Here is a 21,933-nt window from a genome sequence, read left to right as displayed (position 1 = left end):
ATCCGATCGGTTTACCTGCCAGGTGTATTCAATAAGAGGTATTTGATTTTCCTCTAATTTGCCTAGGCTGAAGCAATAAGGCGCTTTTTCTCAGGGAGTCTTCTGTGTCCGTTTTTTCCCGCTTCGCTGTTCTCTTTTTCGCGTCGATCATGGCCATGGCCCTGAATGCAGCGCCTTTGGCCAAGTATGAGCCCGTTGCCGGTCGCCAGGTCATCGGGCAGGCTTTCCCGGAAGTCACCCGGGTTGTCCCCCGGAAGGGCAACCGAGCCATTCAGGAACTCTATACCCGTGATGAACTGGTGGGCTACGCCTATCAGTCCCTGGACTTTGTCCAGACACCCGCGTACTCGGGCAAGCCCGTCAACGCCCTGGTGGTACTGGATACCGAAGGCACCATCAAGGCCGCCAAGGTCATCCACCACGATGAACCCATACTTCTGGTGGGTATTCCGGAGAGCAAGCTTCACACCTTTACCGATCAGTACACGGGCCTGAAAGCCGACCAGCGGGTAACCGTGGGCGGAACGTCCTCGGAGCGCAAGGTAGCCGTTGACGGACTGTCCGGCGCCACGGTAACCGTAATGGTCATCAACGAAGTGATCATGCGTACTGCCCATCGGGTGGGCGTGGAACTGGGTATGGTCGAGGGCGAGGACGGCACCCGTCCGCCGCTGGCTACCGTGGACAAGCAGGCCTTCGAGCAGAAAACCTGGGAGGAACTGACCGGAGACGGCTCGGTGCGCCGGCTGCTGCTCACCAAGGGGCAGGTGGATGATTCCTTCAAGGGTACGGAAGCCGAGGGTGTTGATACCGCAGGGCCCGAAGAACGAAATGAGCCACTGATCGATCTGTATACCGCTTACCTGGATGTTCCGACTATTGGTCGTAACCTGCTGGGAGAGAGCCAGTACCAGTGGCTGACATCCGAGCTTGAGGAGGGCGAGCACGCCATTGCCGTCATGGCCAACGGCGAGTACTCCTTCAAGGGCTCGGGTTATGTTCGCGGTGGCATTTTCGACCGCATCCAGATCCGTCAGTTCGGCGACACCTTCAACTTCCGCGACCTGGATTTCTACCGGCTGAGCGATGTCTACGCCGAGGGCATGCCGGAATTCACCGAGATGGCGATCTTCATTATTCGCCAGCAGTACAACTTCGATCCCGGCACCCCCTGGACACTCGAACTCACGGTCAAGCGCCAGACCGGTCCCCTGGATAGTGAATTCCAGGTGTTTCTGCTGGAGTATCAGCTGCCGGAGCAGTATTACACCCGTCCGGAGCCTGTCGTCTCCGAGGAAGAATGGCTGGAGAGCCAGCCCATGTGGGTCCAGGTGTGGTACCAGCGGGAATTCCAGATTGTGGTGCTGGGTATCGGTATCGGTGTGCTGATGTTCATCCTGTTTTTCCAGGACTGGCTGGTGAAAAAGCCGAAGATGATGCGCTGGATTCGCCACGCCTTTCTGACCTACACGCTGTTCTTCATCGGCTGGTACGCCATGGGGCAGCTGTCCATCGTCAACGTGCTCACATTTGCCAATAGCCTGATCAGCGGGTTCAGTTGGAGCACGTTCCTGATCGACCCGATGTTGTTCATCCTCTGGGCCGTGGTGGCTGCCATCGTCCTGCTCTGGGGGCGGGCGGTTTACTGCGGCTGGTTGTGCCCATTCGGTGCACTCCAGGAATTGCTGAATGAAATTGCCCGGAAGCTGAAGGTGCCTCAATACACCGTGCCCTTTGCAGTGCACGAACGGCTCTGGGCCATCAAGTACATCATCCTGCTGGTGCTGTTCGGGGTGTCCCTCGATTCCATGGCAACCGCCGAGCGCCTGGCCGAGATAGAGCCGTTCAAGACCGCGATCACCCTCAAGTTTGATCGTAGCTGGCCTTTCGTGACTTACGCCGTCCTGTTGCTGGTGGTCAACCTGTTCACCCGCAAGGTGTTCTGCCGCTACATGTGTCCGCTGGGTGCAGCCCTGGCGCTGCCCAGCAAATTGAGAGTGTTCGACTGGCTCAAGCGGCGCAAGGAGTGTGGCAACCCCTGCCGGCTGTGCGATCACGAGTGCGAAGTCCAGGCGATCCATCCGGACGGGCACATCAACTACATGGAATGCCATTACTGCCTGGATTGCCAGATGACCTATTTCGATGACCACAAGTGCCCGCCGCTGATCGTCAAGCGACGCGGTAAGCGCCGTGGTCATAATGCACCGGGCCACCCGGAGGAAATACCCGTGGTTCAGGTGTCCTGAGTAGTCCCAAAAAAAGAAAGCATGAGAAGTAAACCGCCATTACCAATAACGGAGTTGGATGTTATGAAAAGAAGAGATGATCTGACCAAAGACCTGAACGAGCTTCCGGAAAGCGGCCAGAGTCGCCGTCGGTTCATGGGGGCTGCTGCTCTGGCGGGTGTCGCCGGTGCAACAGGGCTTGGCACCGCGGTAATGTCCCGTGAGGCATTCGCGGCCGCAGCCGAGGAGGCCCGCAACAAATATGTGATCCATCCGGGAGAGCTTGATGAGTATTACGGCTTCTGGAGCGGTGGTCACTCCGGTGAGGTTCGGGTTCTGGGCGTACCCTCCATGCGGGAGCTAATGCGTATCCCCGTATTCAACGTGGATTCCGCGACGGGCTGGGGTATCAGCAACGAGAGCAAGGACGTTCTGGGCCATGACAATACCCACCTGAACGGCGATTCCCACCACCCCCACATTTCCATGACGGACGGTCGTTACGACGGCAAATACCTGTTCATCAACGACAAGGCCAACACCCGCGTTGCCCGTATCCGCCTGGATATCATGAAGTGTGACAAGATCACCACGATTCCGAACGTTCAGGCCATTCACGGCCTGCGGCTTCAGAAGGTGCCCAAGACCAAGTATGTGTTCTGCAACGCCGAGTATGTCATTCCCCATCCGAACGATGGCAGCGACACCAGCCTTGAGAGCAGCTTTACCATGTTTAACGCCCTGGATGCGGAAACCATGGAGGTGGCCTTCCAGGTGATTGTTGACGGTAACCTCGATAACACCGATGCCGACTACACCGGCAAATACGCCTGCTCCACCTGCTACAACTCGGAGAAGGCGCTGGATCTGGCCGGTACCATGCGCAACGATCGCGACTGGGCGGTGGTGTTCAACATCGAGCGTATTGAGCAGGCGGTCAAGAATGGCAACTACAAGACCCTGGGTGATTCCAAGGTGCCTGTCGTAGACGGTCGGGCCGGCTCGGAGCTGACCCGCTACATTCCGGTTCCGAAGAACCCGCACGGCCTGAATACCTCCCCGGACGGCAAATACTTCATTGCCAACGGCAAGCTGTCTCCGACGGTGACCATCATTGCGATCGACAAGCTGGATGATCTGTTTGATGGCAAGATCGAGCCGCGGGATACCGTGGTGGGCGAGCCAGAACTGGGTCTTGGGCCCCTTCACACAACCTTTGACGGCCGTGGCAATGCCTACACCACTCTGTTTATCGACAGCCAGGTGGCCAAGTGGAACATTGCCGATGCCATCAGGCACTACAACGGCGAGGATGTGAACTACATCCGCCAGAAGCTGGACGTGCATTATCAGCCGGGCCACAACCACGCGTCCCTGACCGAATCCCGGGATGCGGATGGCAAGTGGCTGGTGGTACTGTCGAAGTTCTCCAAGGACCGGTTCCTGCCGGTTGGACCTCTGCACGCGGAGAACGACCAGTTGATCGATATCTCCGGCGAGGAGATGAAGCTGGTTCACGACGGCCCGACCTTCGCTGAGCCCCACGACTGCATCCTTGTACGTCGTGATCAGATCAAGACACGGAAGATCTACGAGCGCGACGATCCGTTCTTTGCCTCTGCTGTTGAGCAGGCCAAGAAGGATGGTGTGACTCTGGAAGCCGACAACAAGGTTATCCGGGATGGCAACAAGGTTCGTGTTTACATGACCTCGATTGCGCCGCAGTACGGGATGACTGAGTTCAAGGTGAAGCAGGGTGATGAGGTTACGGTGTATGTGACCAACCTGGACACCATTGAGGATGTGACCCACGGTTTCTGCATGGTGAACCATGGCGTGAGCATGGAGATCAGTCCGCAGCAGACGTCTTCAGTGACCTTCAAGGCGGATCGTCCCGGGGTGCACTGGTACTACTGCAACTGGTTCTGTCATGCGCTGCATATGGAGATGCGCGGTCGCATGATTGTAGAGAAGGCCTGATAGGTCTCTAGCTTGCCGGGGCTCTTGAACGGGCCCCGGCACTCCATCCACCGACTTCGGAGAAGCAAACCAAGAGGGAAGCCCTTTCCAAAACACGCTCCTGGCGGCACATCCCTGTGGCGCTTGGGCTCCGCCATCCATGGCTCCGCACAGTTTTGGAAAGGGCTTCCCTCTTGGTTCGCCAAGCTTGAGTGCAGGCCTCTGCAACCTTTTCGTTTTATAGAGAGACATTGATGTATCCACAGTTGCGTTATGGAGTGGCCCTGACAGTCGCTCTGTTATCGCTGACCGCGCAAGCGGACCTGCAAGAACAGCTTGATGCCCTGGAACCGGGTGCGAGCTTTGAGCTTCCCCCTGAGCAGATTTCGTCTCTGGCAATCCGGGTGCCCGGGGTGTCTGTGTCTTGTCATGAAGAAACAGTGATTGACCCGGGCGGGCAGGGCAATGCGGTGGATATCGTCGCCGAGGGGGTGACGTTTTCCAGCTGTGCCGTTCGCAACTGGGGCAGCAATCTGAACGAGCTGGATGCGGGGATTTTTGTGGCCCGGGAGGCGCGTCGTGCCGTGGTGGAGAACAACCGGTTAGAGGGGCCGGGTTTTGGGGTGTGGCTCGATGCAACGCCGGATGTGACGGTTCGCAATAATACGATTCGAGGTGATGACTCGCTGCGTCCGAATGACCGGGGTAACGGGATTCATCTGTTCAATACGACGGGGGCATTGATTGAGGGTAATGACATTCGTCAGACCCGGGATGCGATCTATATCGAGACGGCGAATAACAATACGATCCGCGGCAATGAGATGGCGGATCTGCGTTATGGCATTCATTACATGTACTCGATGAACAATCTGCTGGAGAACAACGTTACCCGCAACACCCGAACGGGTTATGCGCTGATGCAGAGCAAGCGTCTGACGGTGATCAACAACCGGTCGGTGAATGATGAGAACTACGGGATTCTGATGAATTTCATTACCCAGTCAGAGTTGCGGGGGAATGTGGTGACGGGGGTGTCCCAGGGGCAGACAGCTGGTGTTGCGATTGAGGGCGCCGAAGGCAAGGCGGTGTTTATCTATAACTCCCTGTACAACACGTTTGAGGGCAATGTTTTCGCTGACAGTAATATCGGCATTCACCTGACGGCGGGCTCGGAAGACAACGAGGTTTTTGGCAATGCGTTCGTGAACAATCAGCGGCAGGTCAAGTATGTGGCCACCCGCACCCAGGAGTGGTCGAAAGGGAATAGCGGCAATTTCTGGAGTGATTACCTGGGCTGGGACCGGAATCAGGATGGCGTTGGCGATGTGCCCTATGAGCCCAATGACAACGTGGACCGGCTGCTGTGGAAATACCCGGAAGCCAAGGTTCTGATGTTCAGCCCGGCGGTGGATACCCTGCGCTGGGTGCAGGATGCGTTTCCGGTGGTCAAGGCCGCCGGTGTCACCGATTCCCACCCTCTGATGCGGATGCCCGCAGAGCTTCAACCGGAGATCCGATGAGCTGTTTTTACCTTGAAAATGTGAGTTACCGGTACGACAAGAGCCCGGTGCTGCACGGAATTGATCTGCGCCTGGAGCCGGGCGAGATCCTGGGACTGTTTGGTCACAACGGGGCCGGAAAGACAACGTGCATCAAGCTGATCCTGGGGTTGATGACGCCCAATCAGGGCTCGGTTTCCGTGCTGGGTGGTCACGCCGGAGATCCGCAGGTGAGCCAGCATATCGGTTACCTGCCAGAGAATGTGATGTTTTATCCGCAGCTGACCGGGCGGGAGATTCTCACCCATTTTGCCCGGCTGAAAGGTGCGTCATTGCAGCAAGTGCCCCGACTGCTTGAACAGGTGGGCCTGGGCGATGCCATGAATGCCCGTACCAAGACCTATTCAAAGGGCATGCGCCAGCGTCTTGGTCTGGCTCAGGCGCTGCTGGGCGAGCCCAAGCTGCTGATGCTGGATGAGCCTACCGTTGGACTGGATCCGGTCGCCACGGCAGACCTGTACCGGCTGCTACGGGATTTGCGAGATGGGGGCACGGGCATTGTGCTGTGTTCCCACGTCCTGCCCGGTGTCGAGCCCTACATTGATCGTGCCGCCATTCTTACCAATGGTGCGCTGAAGGCTGCTGGGGATCTGGCCGCGTTGAGGCGGCAGGCGAACATGCCGGTAACCCTGTCTCTGGAACCCGCGAACAGTATCTCGGCGCTGGAAAAGGCAATTGACAGGGCATCGAGTAACAACGGCCTGATCCTCAGGACTGACAGCGGGCGCCTGCAGGTAGATGTGCAGCCGAGGGAAAAGATGACGCTGCTGAATGCCGTAATGGCCTCGGGGGAAGTGGCCGATATCAGCATTCATCAGCCCAGCCTGGAGGACATCTACGTGCACTTTATCGGTTCTGGTGGCCTGGCCCACCGGGGAGGCAGCCAGTGAACAGTATCTGGACCATTGCCCGAAAAGAACTCAGCGATAGCCTGCGCAATCGTTGGTTGATGGCCATTTCCCTGGTGTTTGCGACCCTGGCTTTGGGCATCGCCTGGTTTGGCGCCGCAGCGTCGGGGCAGGTGGGGTATGCCTCCACGCCGGCCACCATTGCCAGCCTCGCGAGCCTCGGGATTTTCCTCATTCCACTGATCGCATTGTTGTTGGCGTACGACGCCATCGTGGGCGAAGAAGAGGGCGGAACCCTTTTGTTGCTGCTGACCTACCCACTGAGTCGGAGCCAACTGCTACTCGGCAAGTTTCTGGGCCATGGTCTGACCCTCGCGCTGGCCACCGTAATTGGTTTCGGCGTAGCGGGCGTGGCCATTGCGGTATTGGTCGAAGACGTGGCCATCGCCAGTCTCGCGGCAGCCATGCTGCGCTTCATCGGCTCTACCGTGCTATTGGGGTGGGGCTTTATTGCCCTTGCCTATGTGATCAGTGTCCGGGTCAGCGAAAAGCCCATCGCCGCCGGCCTGGCCCTGGCGATCTGGTTCTTCTTCGTGCTGATCTTCGACCTGATGCTGTTGGGTACCCTGGTGGCCAGCGAAGGCCAGTTCAGCGCGGAACTGCTGCCCTGGCTGTTGATGCTTAACCCCACGGATATCTACCGCCTGCTCAATATCGTTGCCTTTGGCGACAGCGCCCAGCTCAGTGGCGTGCTCAGCCTTGGCGCCGATCTGCCCGTCGGCGCCGCAGGCCTGTGGATTGGCCTGGTGTTGTGGTTTGCCATCCCGCTGGCAGGCGCTCTGTTACTTTTCCGAAACCGCCGTATCTGAACGGAGTTATCCCGATGAACAGAAGTAAATCCAACTGGCTCCTGGTCGCCCTGGCAGCCTTCGCATTGACCGCTTGCTCAGGTAGCGAAGAACAAACAACTGCCAAAGCCGCCCCGGTCAATTTCGCAACCGGCGACGAGTGCCACGTCTGCGGCATGGTCATTACCAACTTCCCCGGTCCCAAGGGCCAGGCGATCACCGAAAAGGACCAGCACGTGCGCAAATTCTGCTCCACCCGGGACATGTTCGCGTGGGCGCTCCAGCCAGAGAACGTTAACCGCAATCATACCCTGTACGTACACGACATGGCCGAAACCGAGTGGGCAAGCCCGGACGACATCGCCCTGATCGACGCCCGCGAAGCCTTCTATGTTGTCGGTTCCAACCGCAAGGGAGCCATGGGCCCAACGCTAGCTTCCTTTGCAGCAAAGGCCGAAGCCGAGAAGTTTGCAATGGAATACGGCGGAGAGACTATGGCTTTCCCGGAGATCACGATGGATCACCTGAATTCCGGCATGGCAATGCACAGTATGGGTGGAATGGATCACTAGAAATGAAAAAGGGGGCAGATGAAAGCCTTCATCTGACCCCTTTTTTGTGCTGGCTGTTCAACCGCCAGTCATGTTCATGAACCGAAGAATCTGCACATCCCCATTGCTGGAGAAGTGATGCCGCTCCGGCTTCAGATCCATGGCGTTGATGATGGTCTCCCGCAGCTTGTCATCGGTCACCGGATTGCCCCGCAGCACGCGGCGCAGATCCACCGAGTGCTCGTTGCCCAGACACAGTAGCAGCCGCCCTTCGACGGTTACCCGCACTCGGTTGCAGGTGGAGCAGAAGTTGTGGGAATGGGGTGAAATGAAACCGACCCGGGTCTTGCTATCTTCCATGCGGTAATAACGCGCAGGACCGCCGGTATCCTCGGTGGCAGGCACCAGCTCGTGGTGCTTTCGGATGATGTCCCGCACTTCCTCACTGGTGCACAGGGCCAGGCCACGATCATGCTCCGAAATCTCACCCAAGGGCATTTCTTCGATAAAGGTGATGTCCACGTTCTTCTTCCGGGCGAACTCGACCAAATCGGGGACCTCTTCATCGTTGCGGCCTTTCATCACCACGGTATTGATCTTGATGCCGCGGAAGCCGGCCTCCCGGGCAGCATCAATGCCGTCCAGCACCTGGGAGAGTTTGCCGGTGCGGGTAATGTTGTGGAATTTATCCGCATCCAGAGAATCCAGGCTGATGTTCAGGCGATGCATACCGGCCTTGCGCAGGGGCTCGGCCATGGCAGGTAGCTGGCTGCCATTGGTGGTCATGGCGAAATCGCGCAGCCCGTAGGTGCCGATTTCCTTGACCAGTTCCAGAATATCCTTGCGAACCAGGGGCTCGCCGCCGGTCAGGCGTATTTTCTCGGTACCCAGATCAACAAAGTTGCGGGCAACGCGGGCGATTTCCTCAAGCGTCAGAACCTGCTGACGGGGCAGGAAAGTCATGTCCTCGGCCATGCAGTACACGCAGCGGAAGTCACACCGGTCGGTGACGGACAGACGCACGTAGTTGACGGTGCGGCCAAAACGGTCTGTCAGCTTGTTCTGGGGCATCGGGTTGGTCCTGTTGCCGATTGTTTTTTAACCTGATTATAGACCAAGTATTACAGATCAGATCACCAATTCCGATACCCCTCGGGAGGTAAGCCTCCCATCCGGTATTCCAGAGTGGGCCGTCCCTGGCCCCTCCTCTGTTTGATCAGGCGCTTAGCTCGCTGGCAGCGCCCTTTTCATCGGTTTCCAGGGCAACCGGCTCGAGATCCGGGAAGAAGACCCCTTTCACCACTTGCCAGGTGACGGCCAGGGCGCCGACGATGAAGACCACGTCGCCAATGGTTCTTACCCAGCGCAGGGTCTGCAGGATATCGCTCTGCATGAAGGCTTCGCTGCGTGCGTACCAGAGACCTTCGCTGGCGCTGGCAATGAACTGGATGAACCCGACCGGCAACAGGCTGGTGAACAGCATCAGAACCAGGCCAATGTTCAGCCACCAGAAGCCGACTTTCATCAGCCGCTCGTCAAAGACGATGCGCGGGCGGATATATCGCAGGATCATCAGTGCGAAGCCCAGTGCCAGGAAGCCGTAGACACCGAACAGGGCTGCGTGGGCATGGGTGGGCGTGGTGTTCAGCCCCTGGATGTAATACAGCGCGATGGGCGGGTTGATCATGAACCCGAGCACGCCGGCACCCAGCATGTTCCAGAAGGCTACGGCCACAAAGAAGGTCAGCGGCCAGCGGATATTTTCCATCCACGGGGCACGGGATTTCAGGCGCCAGTTTTCCCAGGCTTCGTAGCCGAGGACCACCAGCGGTACCACTTCCAGTGCACTGAAGGTGGCGCCCACTGCCATGACCGGTGTGGTGGTGCCGGAGAAGTACAGGTGGTGGAAGGTGCCGGGTACACCCCCGAGCATGAACAGGCTGGCGGAAGCCAGGCTGGCAGCTGTCGCCACCGTGCGGGATACCAGGCCCATGCTGCAGAAAATGAACGCCAGGGCCGCCGTTGCGAACACTTCAAAGAAGCCTTCGACCCACAGGTGGACGATCCACCAGCGCCAGTACTCCATGATCGAGATATGGGTGCGCTCGCCGTAGAAGAAGCCAGCGCCATAGAACAGGCCGATGGCAACGACCGACGCAGTCAACAGGGCCAGCAGGTTCTTGTCACCGGGCTGTCGCAGGGCGGGCACAATGCCGCGAAGCATCAGCACCAGCCAGAACACGATGCCGAGGAACTTGCCGATCTGCCAGAGGCGGCCCAGGTCGACGTACTCATACCCCTGGTGGCCCAGCATGAAGCTGAGGTTGGCCGGCATGATCTGGTTGATGGCCAGGAAGTTGCCGATAAACGAGCCGGCAACCACAGCCACCAGTGCCCAGAACAACACATCGACACCCAGTTTCTGGAATTTGGGATCCTTGCCGCCGTTGATAATGGGGGCGAGGAACAGGCCGGCGGCGAGGAAGCCGGTGGCAATCCAGAACATGGCCGACTGAATGTGCCAGGTGCGCATCAGGGAGTAGGGGAACCACTCGGACGTTTCAATGCCGTAGAAGCCCTGACCTTCCACCGTATAGTGGGCGGTAAAGCCACCCAGCATTACCTGGAAGGTGAACAGGCCAACCACCAGCAACAGATACTTGCCCAGTGCCTTCTGGGAGGGCGTGAGGCCAACGGCAGTCAGCGGGTCCTGGACTGGCGCCTCAGGCTCCTCGTCCTCTTTGCGAAGGAAGGCCCAGGCCCAGATCAGGCCACCGACACCGGCAATCAGCAGAACCACGCTGATCAACGACCATACCACGTTCTCGCCGCTTGGCCGGTTGTCGATCAGCGGCTCGTGGGGCCAGTTGTTGGTGTAAGTAACGTCACTGTCCGGGCGCTCGGTAGCGGCGGCCCAGGCGGTCCAGAAGAAAAACTCGGTCATCCGCTCCCGACGCTCGGCGCTGGGCAGGGTGTTTTCCTTCATGGCGTAGTTTTCACGGGTAGACTGCAGTTCCGGCGCATCGCTGAACAGTCGGCTGTAGTAGTCGGCGGTTTCGGCAATGGCCTCGACCCTGCGCTCGGAAAGGTGCAGGGTGCTGGTTGCGGCGTCGTAGGTGTTGGTGCGGTACTCGGTTTTCAGGGCGTACTGCAGGGCGTTTTGCTGTTGCCCGCTGAGGCTGTGCCAGTTCTGTCCGTACTCTTCCCGGGCAGCGATTTCCAGCCAGGTCTGCAGTTCCCGGTGCAGCCAGTCGGCGGTCCAGTCCGGTGCCTGGTAGGCGCCGTGGCCCCAGATTGAGCCAAGCTGCATACCCCCGACGGACTGCCAGGCTGTCTGGCCATCAAGAATACTTTCCCCGGTCATCAGGGTGTCGCCATCGGCGGATACAACCCGCTCCGGAATTGGCGGTGCTTCGCGATACACCTCCGCACCGAAATACCCCAGTAGCGTGAAAGTTACTGCCAGGATTCCGATCAGCAAAAACCACAGGCGGCGATATTTAGCCATGGTGCGCTCCCTCCAGTCGGCTTGTGTAGGCTTCTTTGAACTTCATGAAACTTCTCCTCTTTAACATTCATACAAAATAAATCTTTATGGCGGGATTTTGATTAGGTGCATTTCAGGTGTCAAATTTAATTTATGGGTATATCCGATGAGGTATTGCCCGTAGAGCTTCTGAGAAGAGCAGGTGAACCTCTCCGGTTTGATTTTCTGAGGAAGTGGTCATATCATTAAAATGCATTTAGAGTAAATGTTAAAGAGGTTTGTCATGGCTGACTATGAAAAATGGCTGTTCGCAGCAAACGGTGCTCTCGGACTGTCCGTCTTCGGTTTGCTGGCTACGATTCTGCTTGCCTACCCGCTTGCGGACGCGCTGTTGCTCTCTGTGCAAATTGCCGCGCACATCGGAACCCTGGTTTTTGCAGTTGGTGTCAAGGTGGCCTATGTGGCGCGTCTGGTTTTTCTGAGCCGTTTGGGCAGACCTGTTCATTGAATCCCGGTAGAATAGATGCAGTTATCAACCTTGGTGAGAACCCCGCAATGGGCGACCGTTTTGGGAAAACCGGATTCCGAATTCTTGCGTATATGTCTGTTGCGCTGGCTGCCGCTGGTGTCGTGCTTCCACTGTTGCCCACGACGCCTTTTGTTCTGTTGGCTGCATTTTTCGCTAGCAAGGGGTCTCCGGCTTTTGCCAAGTGGCTTGAAGACCATCCCAGGTTTGGTCCGGCCATTGATCAGTGGCGCACACGCAGAGCCGTGCCGGCACGGGCGAAGGTGCTGGCCTGCAGCATGATGGCGCTGAGTTGGGGAATGCTGTTTGCGCTTGGGGCGTCCGGAGTGGTGTTGGGTATCTCTGGCGTATTTCTGTGTGGCACAGCCTGCTATCTGTTAACCCGACCTTCTTACTGAACGATTGTGACAATAACTGGAGTATTGAATGCACATCACCCGCTACACGGATTATTCACTTCGAGTACTGATATATCTGGCAGTTCAGGGTGATCGTCTGGCCACCATTCAGGAAATCGCCGACAGCTACGACATTTCCAAGAACCACCTTATGAAGGTGGTGCATCAGTTGAACAAGAAGGGATACATTGAAACCATCCGGGGCAAGAAAGGAGGCATGCGCCTGCACCGTTCCCCTTCTGACATCAGTATCGGTATTCTGGTTCGGGAAACCGAACAGGATCTGAGCATCGTGGAGTGCTTTTCCTCCAAGAATGCCTGCAAGATAACTCCCGTCTGTGGTCTGAAATCGATGTTTGGTGAAGCTCTGAAGGCTTTTCTGGAAGTGCTCGACAAATACACTCTGGCCGACGTTATCCAGGATCAGCACAGACCCCAGCTTTTGAGATTGCTTCAGATAGCCTGATCCGGCCAGCCGCCTTTAAGCGACTGGCCGGTCGGGTCTGCTCAAGCCGCTCTGGCCATTCCGGTCACCTTTTCAGGCAGTGAGTGCCGGAGTATCCGCTTCAACACTGTGCCGTACTGCTTCGCAAAGCGGCCGGTGTTGTAGTGAATGCCGTGCTTTTGACACACGGCCTGAACCTTCCCGGAAATTTCCGGATACCGGTGGGCGGGCAGGTCCGGGAATACGTGGTGCTCCACCTGGTAGCTCAGGTGCCCGCTCAGAATGTGAAGCCAGCGGCCTCCGGTAAAGTTTGAGGACCCTGTTAGCTGGCGCAGGTACCAGTGGCCCTTGCTTTCACCCTCGCACTCCTCTTCCGTGAAGGTTTCCGCATCCTGCGTAAAGTGGCCGCAGAAAATTACCGTGGACGACCAGAGATTACGGATCAGATTGGCGCCCACGTTCCCCGCCAGAACAATCGGGGCCACCGGAAACGTGAGCAGCGGGAAGAAGACGTAGTCCTTGAACGCCTGCCGGCCACCCTTACGAGCAAACTCTTTGAGAAACGGAAGCTTTTCACGCCAGCTGATTTCCCGGCTGCGAAGTTTCTCGGTTTCGAGTTCGTGCAGCCCCACGCCCCACTGAAAAAACACACTCAGCAGGATGTAATTAATGAACTGAAGTGCGTGCCAGGGTTTCCAGGGCTCCTCATCCGTGAGTCGCAGCACGGCGTAGCCGTAGTCACGGTCCTTGCCGATGATGTTGGTGTAGGTGTGATGCTCGTAGTTGTGGGTGCGGCGCCAGGAATCTGCTGTACACACCGTGTCCCATTCGTAGGTCTGGGAGTGGAGGCTCGGGTCATTCATCCAGTCATACTGGCCGTGCATGACGTTGTGGCCGATCTCCATGTTTTCCAGAATCTTGGCGATGCCCAGGGTCACCGTCGCGGCAACGAATACAGGCGGTATAAAGCCAAACGGCATCATGAGCCGGCCGCCGGCTTCGAGACTTCGGTGCAGGCGGACCATCCGCCGGATATAGCGCGCGTCCCGGTCGCCGAGGTCTGCTAGAACCTCGTCCCGGATCGCGTTCAGATCGGTTTCAAGTTCTGCGAGTTGCGCTTCAGTCATCTTTTTCATGGTGATTCTCCCTGCGGAGCATCAAGGCTCCACGATAAAATCGGGTGATAGGCTTAAAGGTCGAGTGACACCGGGCCCCGGGGTACGGAGATGCAAAGCTGAACGTTTTCCTCGCCGGGGCCGGAGGCCTGGCCGGTCAGGCGGTTGATGACGGTGCCCGTGGTTTTCCGGCAACTGCATTGGTGGCATATGCCCATACGGCAGCCGTGGCGCGGAGTCAGGCCTGCGGCCTCGGCGATCTCCAGCAAGGTGGCATCGCCCTCGGATCCGACTTCCAGTTGACTGGTTTCAAACTGAACCTCGCCACCAAGCGTTGCTCTGTCCAGATCCGCCGTTGGCACCGAGAAAAAGGTGCTGTGGATATCCGAGTCAGCAATACCCCTCCGGTACAGAAGGTCCCGGGCCAGATCCATGAGCCCCTTCGGTCCGCACAGATAGACCTGCCGTGCCTTGATGCCCGGCACCGCTTCCAGATCCCGGTCACGCAGGTAGCGGGGTTCTTCTGACTCGTTGGTGGCAATGATATTCAGCGTCAGTGCGCTATAGCGTGCCTCCAGTGCCCGCAGTTTTTCCCGGGCGATGACGTCTTCACGGGTTCGAACGAAATAAAGCAATGTCACCGGTGCCCGATAATCCTGTGCCGCCATGCTCTCAAGCTGGCTCAGGACTGGCGTAATGCCGCTGCCGCCGGCAATGAACAGGACCGGTCGGGCAGGTTCTGGTATCAGGAAGTCGCCAAAGGCCTCGCCCATACCGATTACCGCACCAGTTTGCAGATGATCGTGAAGCCAGTTGGTCACCAGGCCGCCCGGAAGGCGTTTGATGGTCAGGGTGACCAGCCCCTGCTCCCGCCAGAGCAGGGGCGAACTTGAGAGGCTGAACGTGCGGTTGCGGCGGACTCCATCGACTTCAACACAGATGTTCACATGTTGGCCGGCGCTGAAGCCGGACCAGCGTCGGGCCGGTTTCAGAACCAGGGTTTTGGTGTCATGGGTTTCAGAGAGAACCTGCTCTACTCGGGCCGGTGTGTACTCTTGTACCCACATCGGATTGATGCGCTCAAGCAGAGGGTCGAAAAATGCCTCTGGATCGTTTCGGTTGAACAGCTGTCTGCCAAGCCATTGCAGAGCTTTGTGCTGGGTGTTTCTCGCTAACATGCTGAGTGCCTCCCTGAGGCTTTCGGTTATCCATGTGTACAAGTGTTCACTTATGTGTACGACTGTACACACGACGAATGAAAGTGACAACGGATCAGCTGGTAATGGCTCGAAATGACAAGCATTCTGTACTTTTATTTTTTTGGATGTGTACACTTGTGAACCATTCGTTGACGGCAGGCGGTACGGACAAAAGATGGCGGAAAAACAACGCAGAAAGCCCGGCGAAACCCGCGAAAAACTGATGAGCGCGGCGTTAACGCTGGTCGGCAAGGGGCGGCATTTCGCCAGTCTTGGTATCCGGGAAGTGACCCGTCAGGCGGGTGTGGTGCCAACCTCGTTTTACCGGCATTTCCGCAATATGGACGATCTGGGGCTTCAGCTCGTGGATGAGCTGGGACTGGTGTTGCGCAGAATGATGCGAGAGGCCCGGGCCAACGTGTCGCAGGCGGATAAACTGATTGAGGAATCGGTGGCCATTTTTATCAGTCACGCCCAGGCAAACCGGAGCTTTTTCCTGTTTATGGCTCAAGGGCTGGCCGGTGAAAGCAGGGCGGTGCAGGAAGGTATCCGGAGCGAGATGCGTTTCTTTGCCAGTGAGCTTGCCAACGACCTGCGCAGGCTGAGGATGGTAGATCACCTCACCGACCAGGATCTGGACATGACCTGTGATCTGGTAGTGCGCAGTGTGGCCTTCAGCCTGACCGATCTGCTCGGCGTCTCGGCCGATGACGACTACCAGATCGAGCAGATCCGGAAGCGGACCACCCGCTTCCTTCAGCTGATTTTCGTGGGCGCTGCCCACTGGCAAAGCGCGGGCTGATCTTACGCTCGATCAGTCTGCTTTACTCTTTTTTGTCGCCGGCTTTCGTGGTGCCTTGGGCTTGGCCGCCGCTTCTGATTTGGCCTTTGGCGGCAGAATCAGGCTTTCCAGTTCGTCCAGCGCCTCACCGGTGTAAACCGCCAGTCTCTGCATGCTTGGCAGTGTGTCCCTGCAGCCGGTGTAGCCGAAGTTCAGTGATCCGTCATAACTCAGGCAGGTGATGTTCAACGCACCGCCGTGTGCGATCAGGGACACCGGGTACATGGCTTCCAGTTTCGCGCCCTCGTAGTAGAGGGTCCTCTGGGGGCCCGGCACATTGGAAATCGTGACATTGAACACCGGTCGCATCCGTCCGCCGAGACCCGACATCAGTTGCAGGATGTAGGGAGACATCAACAGCATGGTGTATTGGGTCAGGGCGCTTTTGGGCAGCTTTTGCAGGTGCTCTTTGGCCCTGCGGGTGGATGTCTTGATGTTCTGCAGCCGCGTTAATGGATCCGCCTCGTCGGTCGCCAGGGATGCGATCATGAAACTGATCTGCGTGCCTGTGCCCTGGTCATCGGAGGGGCGAATGTTCACCGGGATACCGGCGGTCAGCGGAATGTCTGGCAGCTCGTCCTGCTCCACCAGAAAACGTCGGAGGGCAGTACCGCAGAGGTACAGAACAATGTCGTTCAGGGAGCCGCCGGAGATGTGGGCAAGCTCCTTGATGCGGTCAAGCTGGTAATGCTGGGTGGCAAACCGGCGCTGCCCGGTGACCCGGTGATTGATCTTGGAAACGGGCCCGGTAAACGGCGCGGTGAGGCCGTCTTCGGGATGACGCACCGAATGCACCAGCCGGTTGCCCGCCTGCCACAGGCGTGGCGCCATATCCGCCTGCAGCTTCAGGGCTTCCATGGCCTGTGAAACCGCGCCGGGCACGCTGGCCTCGGAGTCGGATTTGCTGCCGCGGCGACGCTCCGGACGTACCGACCAGGGGGGCGGCATATCCCGTTTGTCAGGGTCAGTGGTCAGTACCCGTTGCATCAGGCGCACACCACTGATGCCATCAATCATGGAATGATGCATCTTGGTGTAGAGCGCAAACCGGTTGTTCTCAAGACCTTCAATAACGTGGCATTCCCACAGCGGGCGGGCGAAATCCAGGGGATTGGAGTGCAGGCGCGATACCAGGATACCCAGTTCCCGCTCACCGCCAGGGCGCGGCAGGGCGGAATGGCGAACGTGATAATCCAGATCGATTTTCTTGTCGACTTTCCATGCCGGCGCCAGAACCCGGCCCAGCAATCCGGACCAGGCAAGCTTGTAACCCCAGGGAGGCGCTACATCGCCGGTCTCCTTCATACGGGTCACCATGTCCCGCAGAAAAGTGTCAGGGGCGCCCTCCGGTAGCGAAAAAATCTGCAGGTTGCCCACGTGCATGGGGGTGTCTTCAGATTCTACGGCCAGCCAAGAGGCATCCAGGGTTCCCAGGCGTTTCATTCCTTGTGTGTCTCCACCAGTGTCCAGGTATTTTAATTGTCTGATGCAAGTATACGTGCAACTGCTTCTGGACACGATGCTTGCGGCCACAAAGTTCCCGGTTTTACAGCGTTTGACGGTTACACGCTGTTGCCGTTGAAAGCTCCCGAAAGGGCACAGTGTGTGCTACTTTTCATCGGTTGGTTGCAGTAAAAACAAAAACATCCGGAGGCGTTGTGGAATCCAGCCCGCTTATCTCGGCAGGACTGCCGATTGCTCTGTTCATTATCATGATCGGTATCGGCATGACCCTGACGATACGTGACTTCCGCCAGGTAGCGGTGTATCCGAAAGGAATGATTGTCGGCACCGTTGCCCAGATTCTGGTCATGCCCCTCATTGCTTTCATGCTGGCCACATTGCTGGCGGTTCCACCGGCCATCGCCGTTGGGTTGGTGATTATTGCCGCGTGCCCCGGGGGCACCACATCGAATCTGTTTGTGCTGCTCTCACGGGGTAATATTGCACTGTCTATTGTGCTGACGGTCAGTGCCAGCCTGATCACCATCCTTACCCTGCCGCTGTTCACCAACATTGCCCTTCAGCATTACATGGGAACCGAGGAAGACATTGTGCTGCCGGTGTGGAAGACCATCGGCATGCTGGTTGGTATTGTGCTCCTCCCGGTAGCCATTGGAATGGTGGTTCGTACCCGCAACCCTGAAGTTGCCCGCAAGGCAGAAAGCATCGTTAGCATCTTCGGCGGTATTGTGCTGGCCGTCCTGATTGTGGCCCTGGTGTACGGGGTTCGTGACCAGATCTGGGAGCTTTTGAAGCAGGCAGGGCCGGCTACTATTCTGTTGAATGTGGCCGGTATCGGGCTGGGCCTTGCTGCCGGTCGCCTGGCGGGTCTGACCCAAAGGGAGTCGCTGGCGGTGGCGGTGGAACTGGGGGTAAAGAACGGTACCATTGCCCTGATGGTTACCCTGACCCTGCTGGAGTACAGCGCCATGTCCATTCCGGCAGCGGTATATGGAGTGCTGATGTTCCCGATCGGTTTTGTCCTGGCCATGTATGGCCGGAGTATCATTCCCATTTCGACCTTACAAAGCAAACCCTGACTGGAGTCCTGCGCCATGCAGTTCCTGAACGGCATTACCCTGCTACTGGTGTATCAGCTGGTGGGTGAGATCACGGTTCGATTGCTGGGGCTGCCCATTCCAGGGCCGGTGCTGGGTATGGTGATGCTGTTCATTACGCTGATGATCCGGGGCAAAGCCCCGGAGTCCGTTGACCAGGCGTCTACCGCCTTGCTCAGCCATCTTTCGCTTCTTTTCGTTCCGGCTGGTGTGGGCATGATGGCGCATTTCGGCCGCATCGCCGACGAGTGGATTCCAATAACCCTCGCGCTGCTGCTGAGTACGGTCATAACCATGGTTGCCACGGCCCTGATCATGCAGGTAACCACGCGCTGGTTTGCGTCGCCCGTTTCGGAAAAGGAGGCTGATGATGACTGAGCCGGGGCTGAAAGACATCTGGGTCTACCTTTCCACGTCGCCGCTCCTGGGTCTGACCATTACCCTGGTGGCCTATGGTCTGGCCTACCGGCTGTACCTGAAAACCAACTCCAATCCCCTGGCCAATCCGGTCGTCACGTCCGTCGCCATGCTCATCATCCTGCTGCTGGCAACAGGCACCTCCTACAGCGATTATTTTGAAGGCGGCCAGTTTGTTCACTTTCTGCTGGGTCCGGCGACGGTGGCGTTGGCTGTTCCCCTGTATCAGCAGTTTTCCCGGCTGCGACAGCTCTGGCTGCCCGTGACGATCTCGCTCCTCTGCGGCGTCGTCATCGCTGCCGGCAGTTCCATTGGTCTGGCCCGCGTTCTCGGAGGGTCTACGGAGATCCAGATGTCCCTGGCCCCGAAATCGGCAACGGCACCGGTAGCCATGGGTATCTCTGAAAAAATTGGCGGGCTCCCGTCTCTGACGGCCGTCCTGGTCGTGATAACGGGCATCACCGGCGCCGTTCTGGGCACAAAACTCTTCGAGTGGATCCGGGTTCGCGATGACACCGCCAAAGGCATCGCCATGGGTGTTGCAGCCCACGGTATCGGAACCGCCCGGGCGTTTCAGGTAAGCTCCCAGATGGGGGCTTTCTCAGGTCTGGCGATGGCACTTTCGGCGTTCGCAACGGCTTTGCTGGTTCCCTGGCTGGTTGATCTGCTTGCGGTCTGGATCCCCGCCTGATTTCGCCGCCTTGTACCTGCAACCAAAGTCCTATAAAAAACAGATGAAATGATTATTTAAAACTGGCTTTCCGCCGGATTGAATGGGATGACACCATTTTCCGATTGCTGGCGTACCCGTTGTCAGGAGAAGTTCTTGATAACGAGTCCCCTGGAGGCCCTTTGAACAAGAATAATTACCTTGCAACTCTGGCACTGGTTCCCATCTGCTTTTCAGTCTCCCCTGTAGTGACGGCCCAAGCAACGGCAGGCCAGGAAGAGGAAGAGTTGGTTCTGGAGGTTACGTCTCCGAGGCTGGTGCGGGACCTGTATGAAACGCCCGCAGCGGTCTCCGTGGTCAATGCTCCGGACATCCGTGAGGGACAGCAGCGGTTGCAGCTGGACGAATCTCTCAATACCGTCCCCGGCCTGTTCTTCCAGAACCGCTACAACTTTGCCCAGAACCTTCGGCTGTCCACTCGCGGGTTCGGGGCGAGGGCGCCTTTCGGTATTCGGGGTATCCGGATCCAGGTGGACGGCATCCCTTACACGCTGCCGGACGGCCAGTCGCAGATTGATGCCATTGATCTGGATTCGGCCCAGCGCATCGAGGTCATTCGGGGGCCTGCTTCGGTACAGTACGGAAACGCTGCCGGCGGTGTCATCGATATTTCCACTGCGTTGGGAGATGAGTTGCCTGAGGGTGGTCGGCTGCGGCTGGATGGCGGCAGTGACGACTATCGCAAGGCTGCCATACAGGGCAACGGCGTGGATGGCGATACCAGTGGCATAGCGACGCTTTCGTGGCTGACATTCGATGGCCACAGGGAGCAGAGCGAGGCGGAAAAGGCGCTGTTCAACGCCCGTGTCGCGCGGGATCTGGAGTCAGGAAGGCGTCTGACCGTAACGTTCAACGCGCTGCATAACCCGAAATCCGAAGACCCCGGCGGGCTTACCCTGGCCCAGGCCGAAGAGGATCCAGAGCAGGCCACCGCGCTCGCCAAGCGACTGGACAGCAGCCAGACCGTGAACCAGCAGACCCTGGGTGTAAGATGGGAGGATCCCGTTTTGCTGCCCGGTCAGCTCACCCTCGATACCTTCTACACCCACCGGGATTTCGCGCAGCAACTGCCGTTTCCCGGAAGCAGCCGGATAGCCTACGACCGGCACTTTTACGGCATCAGTTCCCAGTACCAGCAGGAATTGATGCTGGCCGGATTGCCTCTGGTTTGGGTTACTGGCCTGGATGCACATCATCAGTCCGACGACCGGCGTCGCTATTCGGTATCGATTGATGGCGATATTACCGGTCAGACCCAGGCCGAAAACCAGAGTGCCACCAATGTAGCGGTATTTGGCCAGGGCGATCTGGCCCTGAGCGACGCACTCAATGTCTCCCTGGGCGTGCGGTTCGACCGGCTGCGTATGGCCATCGACGACGAATGGCTGCAGGATGGTAGCGATGATTCGGGCAACCGGACCTTCCGGGAGTACAGTGGTGTTGCCGGAATCAGCTACAAACTGGCACCGAGGCACCAGGTATACGTCACCCTGGGTACCGCCTTCGAATCCCCCACCTTTACCGAGTTTGCCAACCCCAACGGCGGTGGCTTCAATCCCGATCTGGAGCCCCAGCAGGCATTGAATCGCGAGCTGGGTATGCGCGGCATGCTGGGTGCAGGGTTGAGCTATGATATGGCGCTGTTTTCCATTCGGGTGGAGGACGAGATCCTGCCCTTCAACGTGGGCGATCAGACCTTCTATGAAAACGCCGGTGAAACCCGTCGCAATGGCTTCGAACTGGGGCTGGCCTGGGAGCTGTCCTACGCCTGGCGGGTAACCAGCGCGCTGACCCTGGCGGATTACGAATTACGGGACTTTGCCGATGAGCAGGGCAACGATGCCAGCGGCAATGCCATTCCCGGTCTGCCCGAGCAGCTCTGGGTGAACGAACTGGAGTGGCGCGGAACAGGCGGCCGTTTTGCGGCCCTCGAGTGGCAGTATGTGGGCGAGTTCTACGCCGAGAACAGTAACCAGACCCTGGTCAGTGATTACTGGCTGGCTGGTTTGCGGGCCGGCGATTCAATTCGCATGGCGGATCAGACCCTGAACCTGTATGCCGGCATTCGCAACCTGCTGGATCAGGGTTATTTCAGTAATGTGCGCATAAACGCCAATGCGAACCGCCCGGTGGAAGACCGGGGATATTTCGAACCAGGTCCCGGAAGAACTTTTTATGCGGGCCTGGAATGGGTATTCTGAATACCTATAACAACACA

Annotated in this window: 19 protein-coding genes; 14 read left to right on the top strand and 5 right to left on the bottom strand. The window is 57.9% G+C overall.

Translation table 11 applies throughout. The features are described 5' to 3' along the window. Nucleotides 1-149 precede the first annotated feature (149 nt). From nosR to NUW46_RS15970, 6 genes are all read left to right on the top strand, one after another. A complete protein-coding gene (gene nosR / locus NUW46_RS15995; RefSeq protein WP_418142050.1) occupies nucleotides 150-2,249 on the top strand; it encodes a transcriptional regulator NosR in 2,100 nt (699 codons plus the stop codon). A gap of 63 nt (nucleotides 2,250-2,312) precedes the next feature. After that, a complete protein-coding gene (gene nosZ, locus NUW46_RS15990) occupies nucleotides 2,313-4,208 on the top strand; it encodes a TAT-dependent nitrous-oxide reductase (RefSeq protein ID WP_418140663.1) in 1,896 nt (631 codons plus the stop codon). A gap of 233 nt (nucleotides 4,209-4,441) precedes the next feature. Continuing rightward, nucleotides 4,442-5,710 carry a nitrous oxide reductase family maturation protein NosD gene (locus NUW46_RS15985; protein ID WP_418140662.1) on the top strand — a complete coding sequence of 423 codons (1,269 nt, stop codon included), beginning with the start codon at nucleotides 4,442-4,444 and terminating at the stop codon, nucleotides 5,708-5,710. Next, nucleotides 5,707-6,639, top strand: a complete 933-nt coding sequence (locus NUW46_RS15980; RefSeq protein ID WP_418140661.1) for an ATP-binding cassette domain-containing protein — start codon at nucleotides 5,707-5,709, stop codon at nucleotides 6,637-6,639. Before NUW46_RS15985 ends, NUW46_RS15980 begins: the two co-directional genes overlap by 4 nt. Continuing rightward, on the top strand, nucleotides 6,636-7,466 hold the full coding sequence (locus tag NUW46_RS15975) for an ABC transporter permease (RefSeq protein WP_209400285.1): 831 nt from the start codon (nucleotides 6,636-6,638) through the stop codon (nucleotides 7,464-7,466). Before NUW46_RS15980 ends, NUW46_RS15975 begins: the two co-directional genes overlap by 4 nt. Nucleotides 7,467-7,480: 14 nt before the next feature. Next, nucleotides 7,481-8,017, top strand: a complete 537-nt coding sequence (locus tag NUW46_RS15970) for a nitrous oxide reductase accessory protein NosL (protein WP_418140660.1) — start codon at nucleotides 7,481-7,483, stop codon at nucleotides 8,015-8,017. A 57-nt stretch (nucleotides 8,018-8,074) separates the two neighbouring features. Here NUW46_RS15970 and moaA read toward each other — a convergent pair whose 3' ends face one another. Together moaA and NUW46_RS15960 are read right to left on the bottom strand one after the other, a co-directional pair. Continuing rightward, a complete protein-coding gene (gene moaA, locus NUW46_RS15965; protein ID WP_418140659.1) occupies nucleotides 8,075-9,067 on the bottom strand; it encodes a GTP 3',8-cyclase MoaA in 993 nt (330 codons plus the stop codon). Between the two features lie 145 nt (nucleotides 9,068-9,212). Beyond that, complete coding sequence (locus NUW46_RS15960) at nucleotides 9,213-11,504, bottom strand: nitric-oxide reductase large subunit (RefSeq protein ID WP_418140658.1); 2,292 nt, start codon at nucleotides 11,502-11,504, stop codon at nucleotides 9,213-9,215. A 262-nt stretch (nucleotides 11,505-11,766) separates the two neighbouring features. On the opposite strand from NUW46_RS15960, the gene NUW46_RS15955 reads away from it, so the two are divergent. From NUW46_RS15955 to NUW46_RS15945, 3 genes are read left to right on the top strand one after another with little or no spacing between them, the layout of a single operon-like run. Continuing rightward, nucleotides 11,767-11,991 (top strand): hypothetical protein, encoded by a 225-nt coding sequence (locus NUW46_RS15955; RefSeq protein WP_069184463.1) that lies wholly within the window; start codon nucleotides 11,767-11,769, stop codon nucleotides 11,989-11,991. Between the two features lie 47 nt (nucleotides 11,992-12,038). Then, on the top strand, nucleotides 12,039-12,407 hold the full coding sequence (locus tag NUW46_RS15950; RefSeq protein ID WP_069184462.1) for a YbaN family protein: 369 nt from the start codon (nucleotides 12,039-12,041) through the stop codon (nucleotides 12,405-12,407). A 28-nt stretch (nucleotides 12,408-12,435) separates the two neighbouring features. After that, nucleotides 12,436-12,873 (top strand): RrF2 family transcriptional regulator, encoded by a 438-nt coding sequence (locus tag NUW46_RS15945; RefSeq protein WP_069184461.1) that lies wholly within the window; start codon nucleotides 12,436-12,438, stop codon nucleotides 12,871-12,873. A gap of 41 nt (nucleotides 12,874-12,914) precedes the next feature. On the opposite strand, the gene NUW46_RS15940 is transcribed toward NUW46_RS15945, so the two are convergent. Continuing rightward, the gene (locus NUW46_RS15940) at nucleotides 12,915-13,988 is read right to left on the bottom strand and encodes a fatty acid desaturase family protein (RefSeq protein WP_418140657.1); all 1,074 of its coding nucleotides are present in this window, start codon (nucleotides 13,986-13,988) and stop codon (nucleotides 12,915-12,917) included. A 53-nt stretch (nucleotides 13,989-14,041) separates the two neighbouring features. Continuing rightward, nucleotides 14,042-15,145 (bottom strand): ferredoxin reductase, encoded by a 1,104-nt coding sequence (locus tag NUW46_RS15935; protein WP_418140656.1) that lies wholly within the window; start codon nucleotides 15,143-15,145, stop codon nucleotides 14,042-14,044. A 196-nt stretch (nucleotides 15,146-15,341) separates the two neighbouring features. Here NUW46_RS15935 and NUW46_RS15930 point away from each other — a divergent pair, with 196 nt between their 5' ends. Continuing rightward, nucleotides 15,342-15,968, top strand: coding sequence for a TetR family transcriptional regulator (locus tag NUW46_RS15930; protein WP_418140655.1), 627 nt, complete (start codon nucleotides 15,342-15,344; stop codon nucleotides 15,966-15,968). Nucleotides 15,969-15,980: 12 nt separating this feature from the next. Here the strand turns inward: NUW46_RS15930 and NUW46_RS15925 are convergent, their stop codons facing one another. After that, nucleotides 15,981-17,450, bottom strand: a complete 1,470-nt coding sequence (locus NUW46_RS15925) for a WS/DGAT/MGAT family O-acyltransferase (protein ID WP_305965818.1) — start codon at nucleotides 17,448-17,450, stop codon at nucleotides 15,981-15,983. A gap of 215 nt (nucleotides 17,451-17,665) precedes the next feature. On the opposite strand from NUW46_RS15925, the gene NUW46_RS15920 reads away from it, so the two are divergent. The 4 genes from NUW46_RS15920 (at nucleotide 17,666) to NUW46_RS15905 (ending at nucleotide 21,916) form a co-directional block, all read left to right on the top strand. Further along, complete coding sequence (locus NUW46_RS15920) at nucleotides 17,666-18,550, top strand: bile acid:sodium symporter family protein (RefSeq protein WP_418140654.1); 885 nt, start codon at nucleotides 17,666-17,668, stop codon at nucleotides 18,548-18,550. Nucleotides 18,551-18,565: 15 nt separating this feature from the next. Beyond that, on the top strand, nucleotides 18,566-18,946 hold the full coding sequence (locus NUW46_RS15915; RefSeq protein ID WP_153633917.1) for a CidA/LrgA family protein: 381 nt from the start codon (nucleotides 18,566-18,568) through the stop codon (nucleotides 18,944-18,946). Then, entirely contained in the window at nucleotides 18,939-19,676 is a 738-nt protein-coding gene (locus NUW46_RS15910) for an LrgB family protein (RefSeq protein WP_418142049.1), read from the top strand. The genes NUW46_RS15915 and NUW46_RS15910 overlap by 8 nt, the downstream gene beginning before the upstream one ends. Nucleotides 19,677-19,837: 161 nt before the next feature. After that, the gene (locus tag NUW46_RS15905; RefSeq protein WP_418140653.1) at nucleotides 19,838-21,916 is read left to right on the top strand and encodes a TonB-dependent receptor family protein; all 2,079 of its coding nucleotides are present in this window, start codon (nucleotides 19,838-19,840) and stop codon (nucleotides 21,914-21,916) included. Nucleotides 21,917-21,933 lie beyond the last annotated feature (17 nt).

This window comes from Marinobacter sp. MA, assembly GCF_048298425.1.
GTDB classification, from domain to species: domain Bacteria; phylum Pseudomonadota; class Gammaproteobacteria; order Pseudomonadales; family Oleiphilaceae; genus Marinobacter; species Marinobacter salsuginis.
Note: the sequence above shows the minus strand (reverse complement) of the source record. Positions and strands in the feature narration are given on the sequence as shown.

Bases quoted from the DNA above. Each gene is read 5' to 3' on its own strand.
- nosR (WP_418142050.1), top strand. From the start codon at position 150: ATGGCCATGGCCCTGAATGCAGCGCCTTTGGCCAAGTATGAGCCCGTT.
- moaA (WP_418140659.1), bottom strand. From the start codon at position 9,067: ATGCCCCAGAACAAGCTGACAGACCGTTTTGGCCGCACCGTCAACTAC.
- NUW46_RS15985 (WP_418140662.1), top strand. From the start codon at position 4,442: ATGTATCCACAGTTGCGTTATGGAGTGGCCCTGACAGTCGCTCTGTTA.
- NUW46_RS15970 (WP_418140660.1), top strand. From the start codon at position 7,481: ATGAACAGAAGTAAATCCAACTGGCTCCTGGTCGCCCTGGCAGCCTTC.
- NUW46_RS15935 (WP_418140656.1), bottom strand. From the start codon at position 15,145: ATGTTAGCGAGAAACACCCAGCACAAAGCTCTGCAATGGCTTGGCAGA.
- NUW46_RS15925 (WP_305965818.1), bottom strand. From the start codon at position 17,450: ATGAAACGCCTGGGAACCCTGGATGCCTCTTGGCTGGCCGTAGAATCT.
- NUW46_RS15930 (WP_418140655.1), top strand. From the start codon at position 15,342: ATGGCGGAAAAACAACGCAGAAAGCCCGGCGAAACCCGCGAAAAACTG.
- NUW46_RS15915 (WP_153633917.1), top strand. From the start codon at position 18,566: ATGCAGTTCCTGAACGGCATTACCCTGCTACTGGTGTATCAGCTGGTG.
- NUW46_RS15960 (WP_418140658.1), bottom strand. From the start codon at position 11,504: ATGGCTAAATATCGCCGCCTGTGGTTTTTGCTGATCGGAATCCTGGCA.
- NUW46_RS15955 (WP_069184463.1), top strand. From the start codon at position 11,767: ATGGCTGACTATGAAAAATGGCTGTTCGCAGCAAACGGTGCTCTCGGA.
- NUW46_RS15980 (WP_418140661.1), top strand. From the start codon at position 5,707: ATGAGCTGTTTTTACCTTGAAAATGTGAGTTACCGGTACGACAAGAGC.
- NUW46_RS15945 (WP_069184461.1), top strand. From the start codon at position 12,436: ATGCACATCACCCGCTACACGGATTATTCACTTCGAGTACTGATATAT.
- NUW46_RS15940 (WP_418140657.1), bottom strand. From the start codon at position 13,988: ATGAAAAAGATGACTGAAGCGCAACTCGCAGAACTTGAAACCGATCTG.
- nosZ (WP_418140663.1), top strand. From the start codon at position 2,313: ATGAAAAGAAGAGATGATCTGACCAAAGACCTGAACGAGCTTCCGGAA.
- NUW46_RS15950 (WP_069184462.1), top strand. From the start codon at position 12,039: ATGGGCGACCGTTTTGGGAAAACCGGATTCCGAATTCTTGCGTATATG.
- NUW46_RS15910 (WP_418142049.1), top strand. From the start codon at position 18,939: ATGACTGAGCCGGGGCTGAAAGACATCTGGGTCTACCTTTCCACGTCG.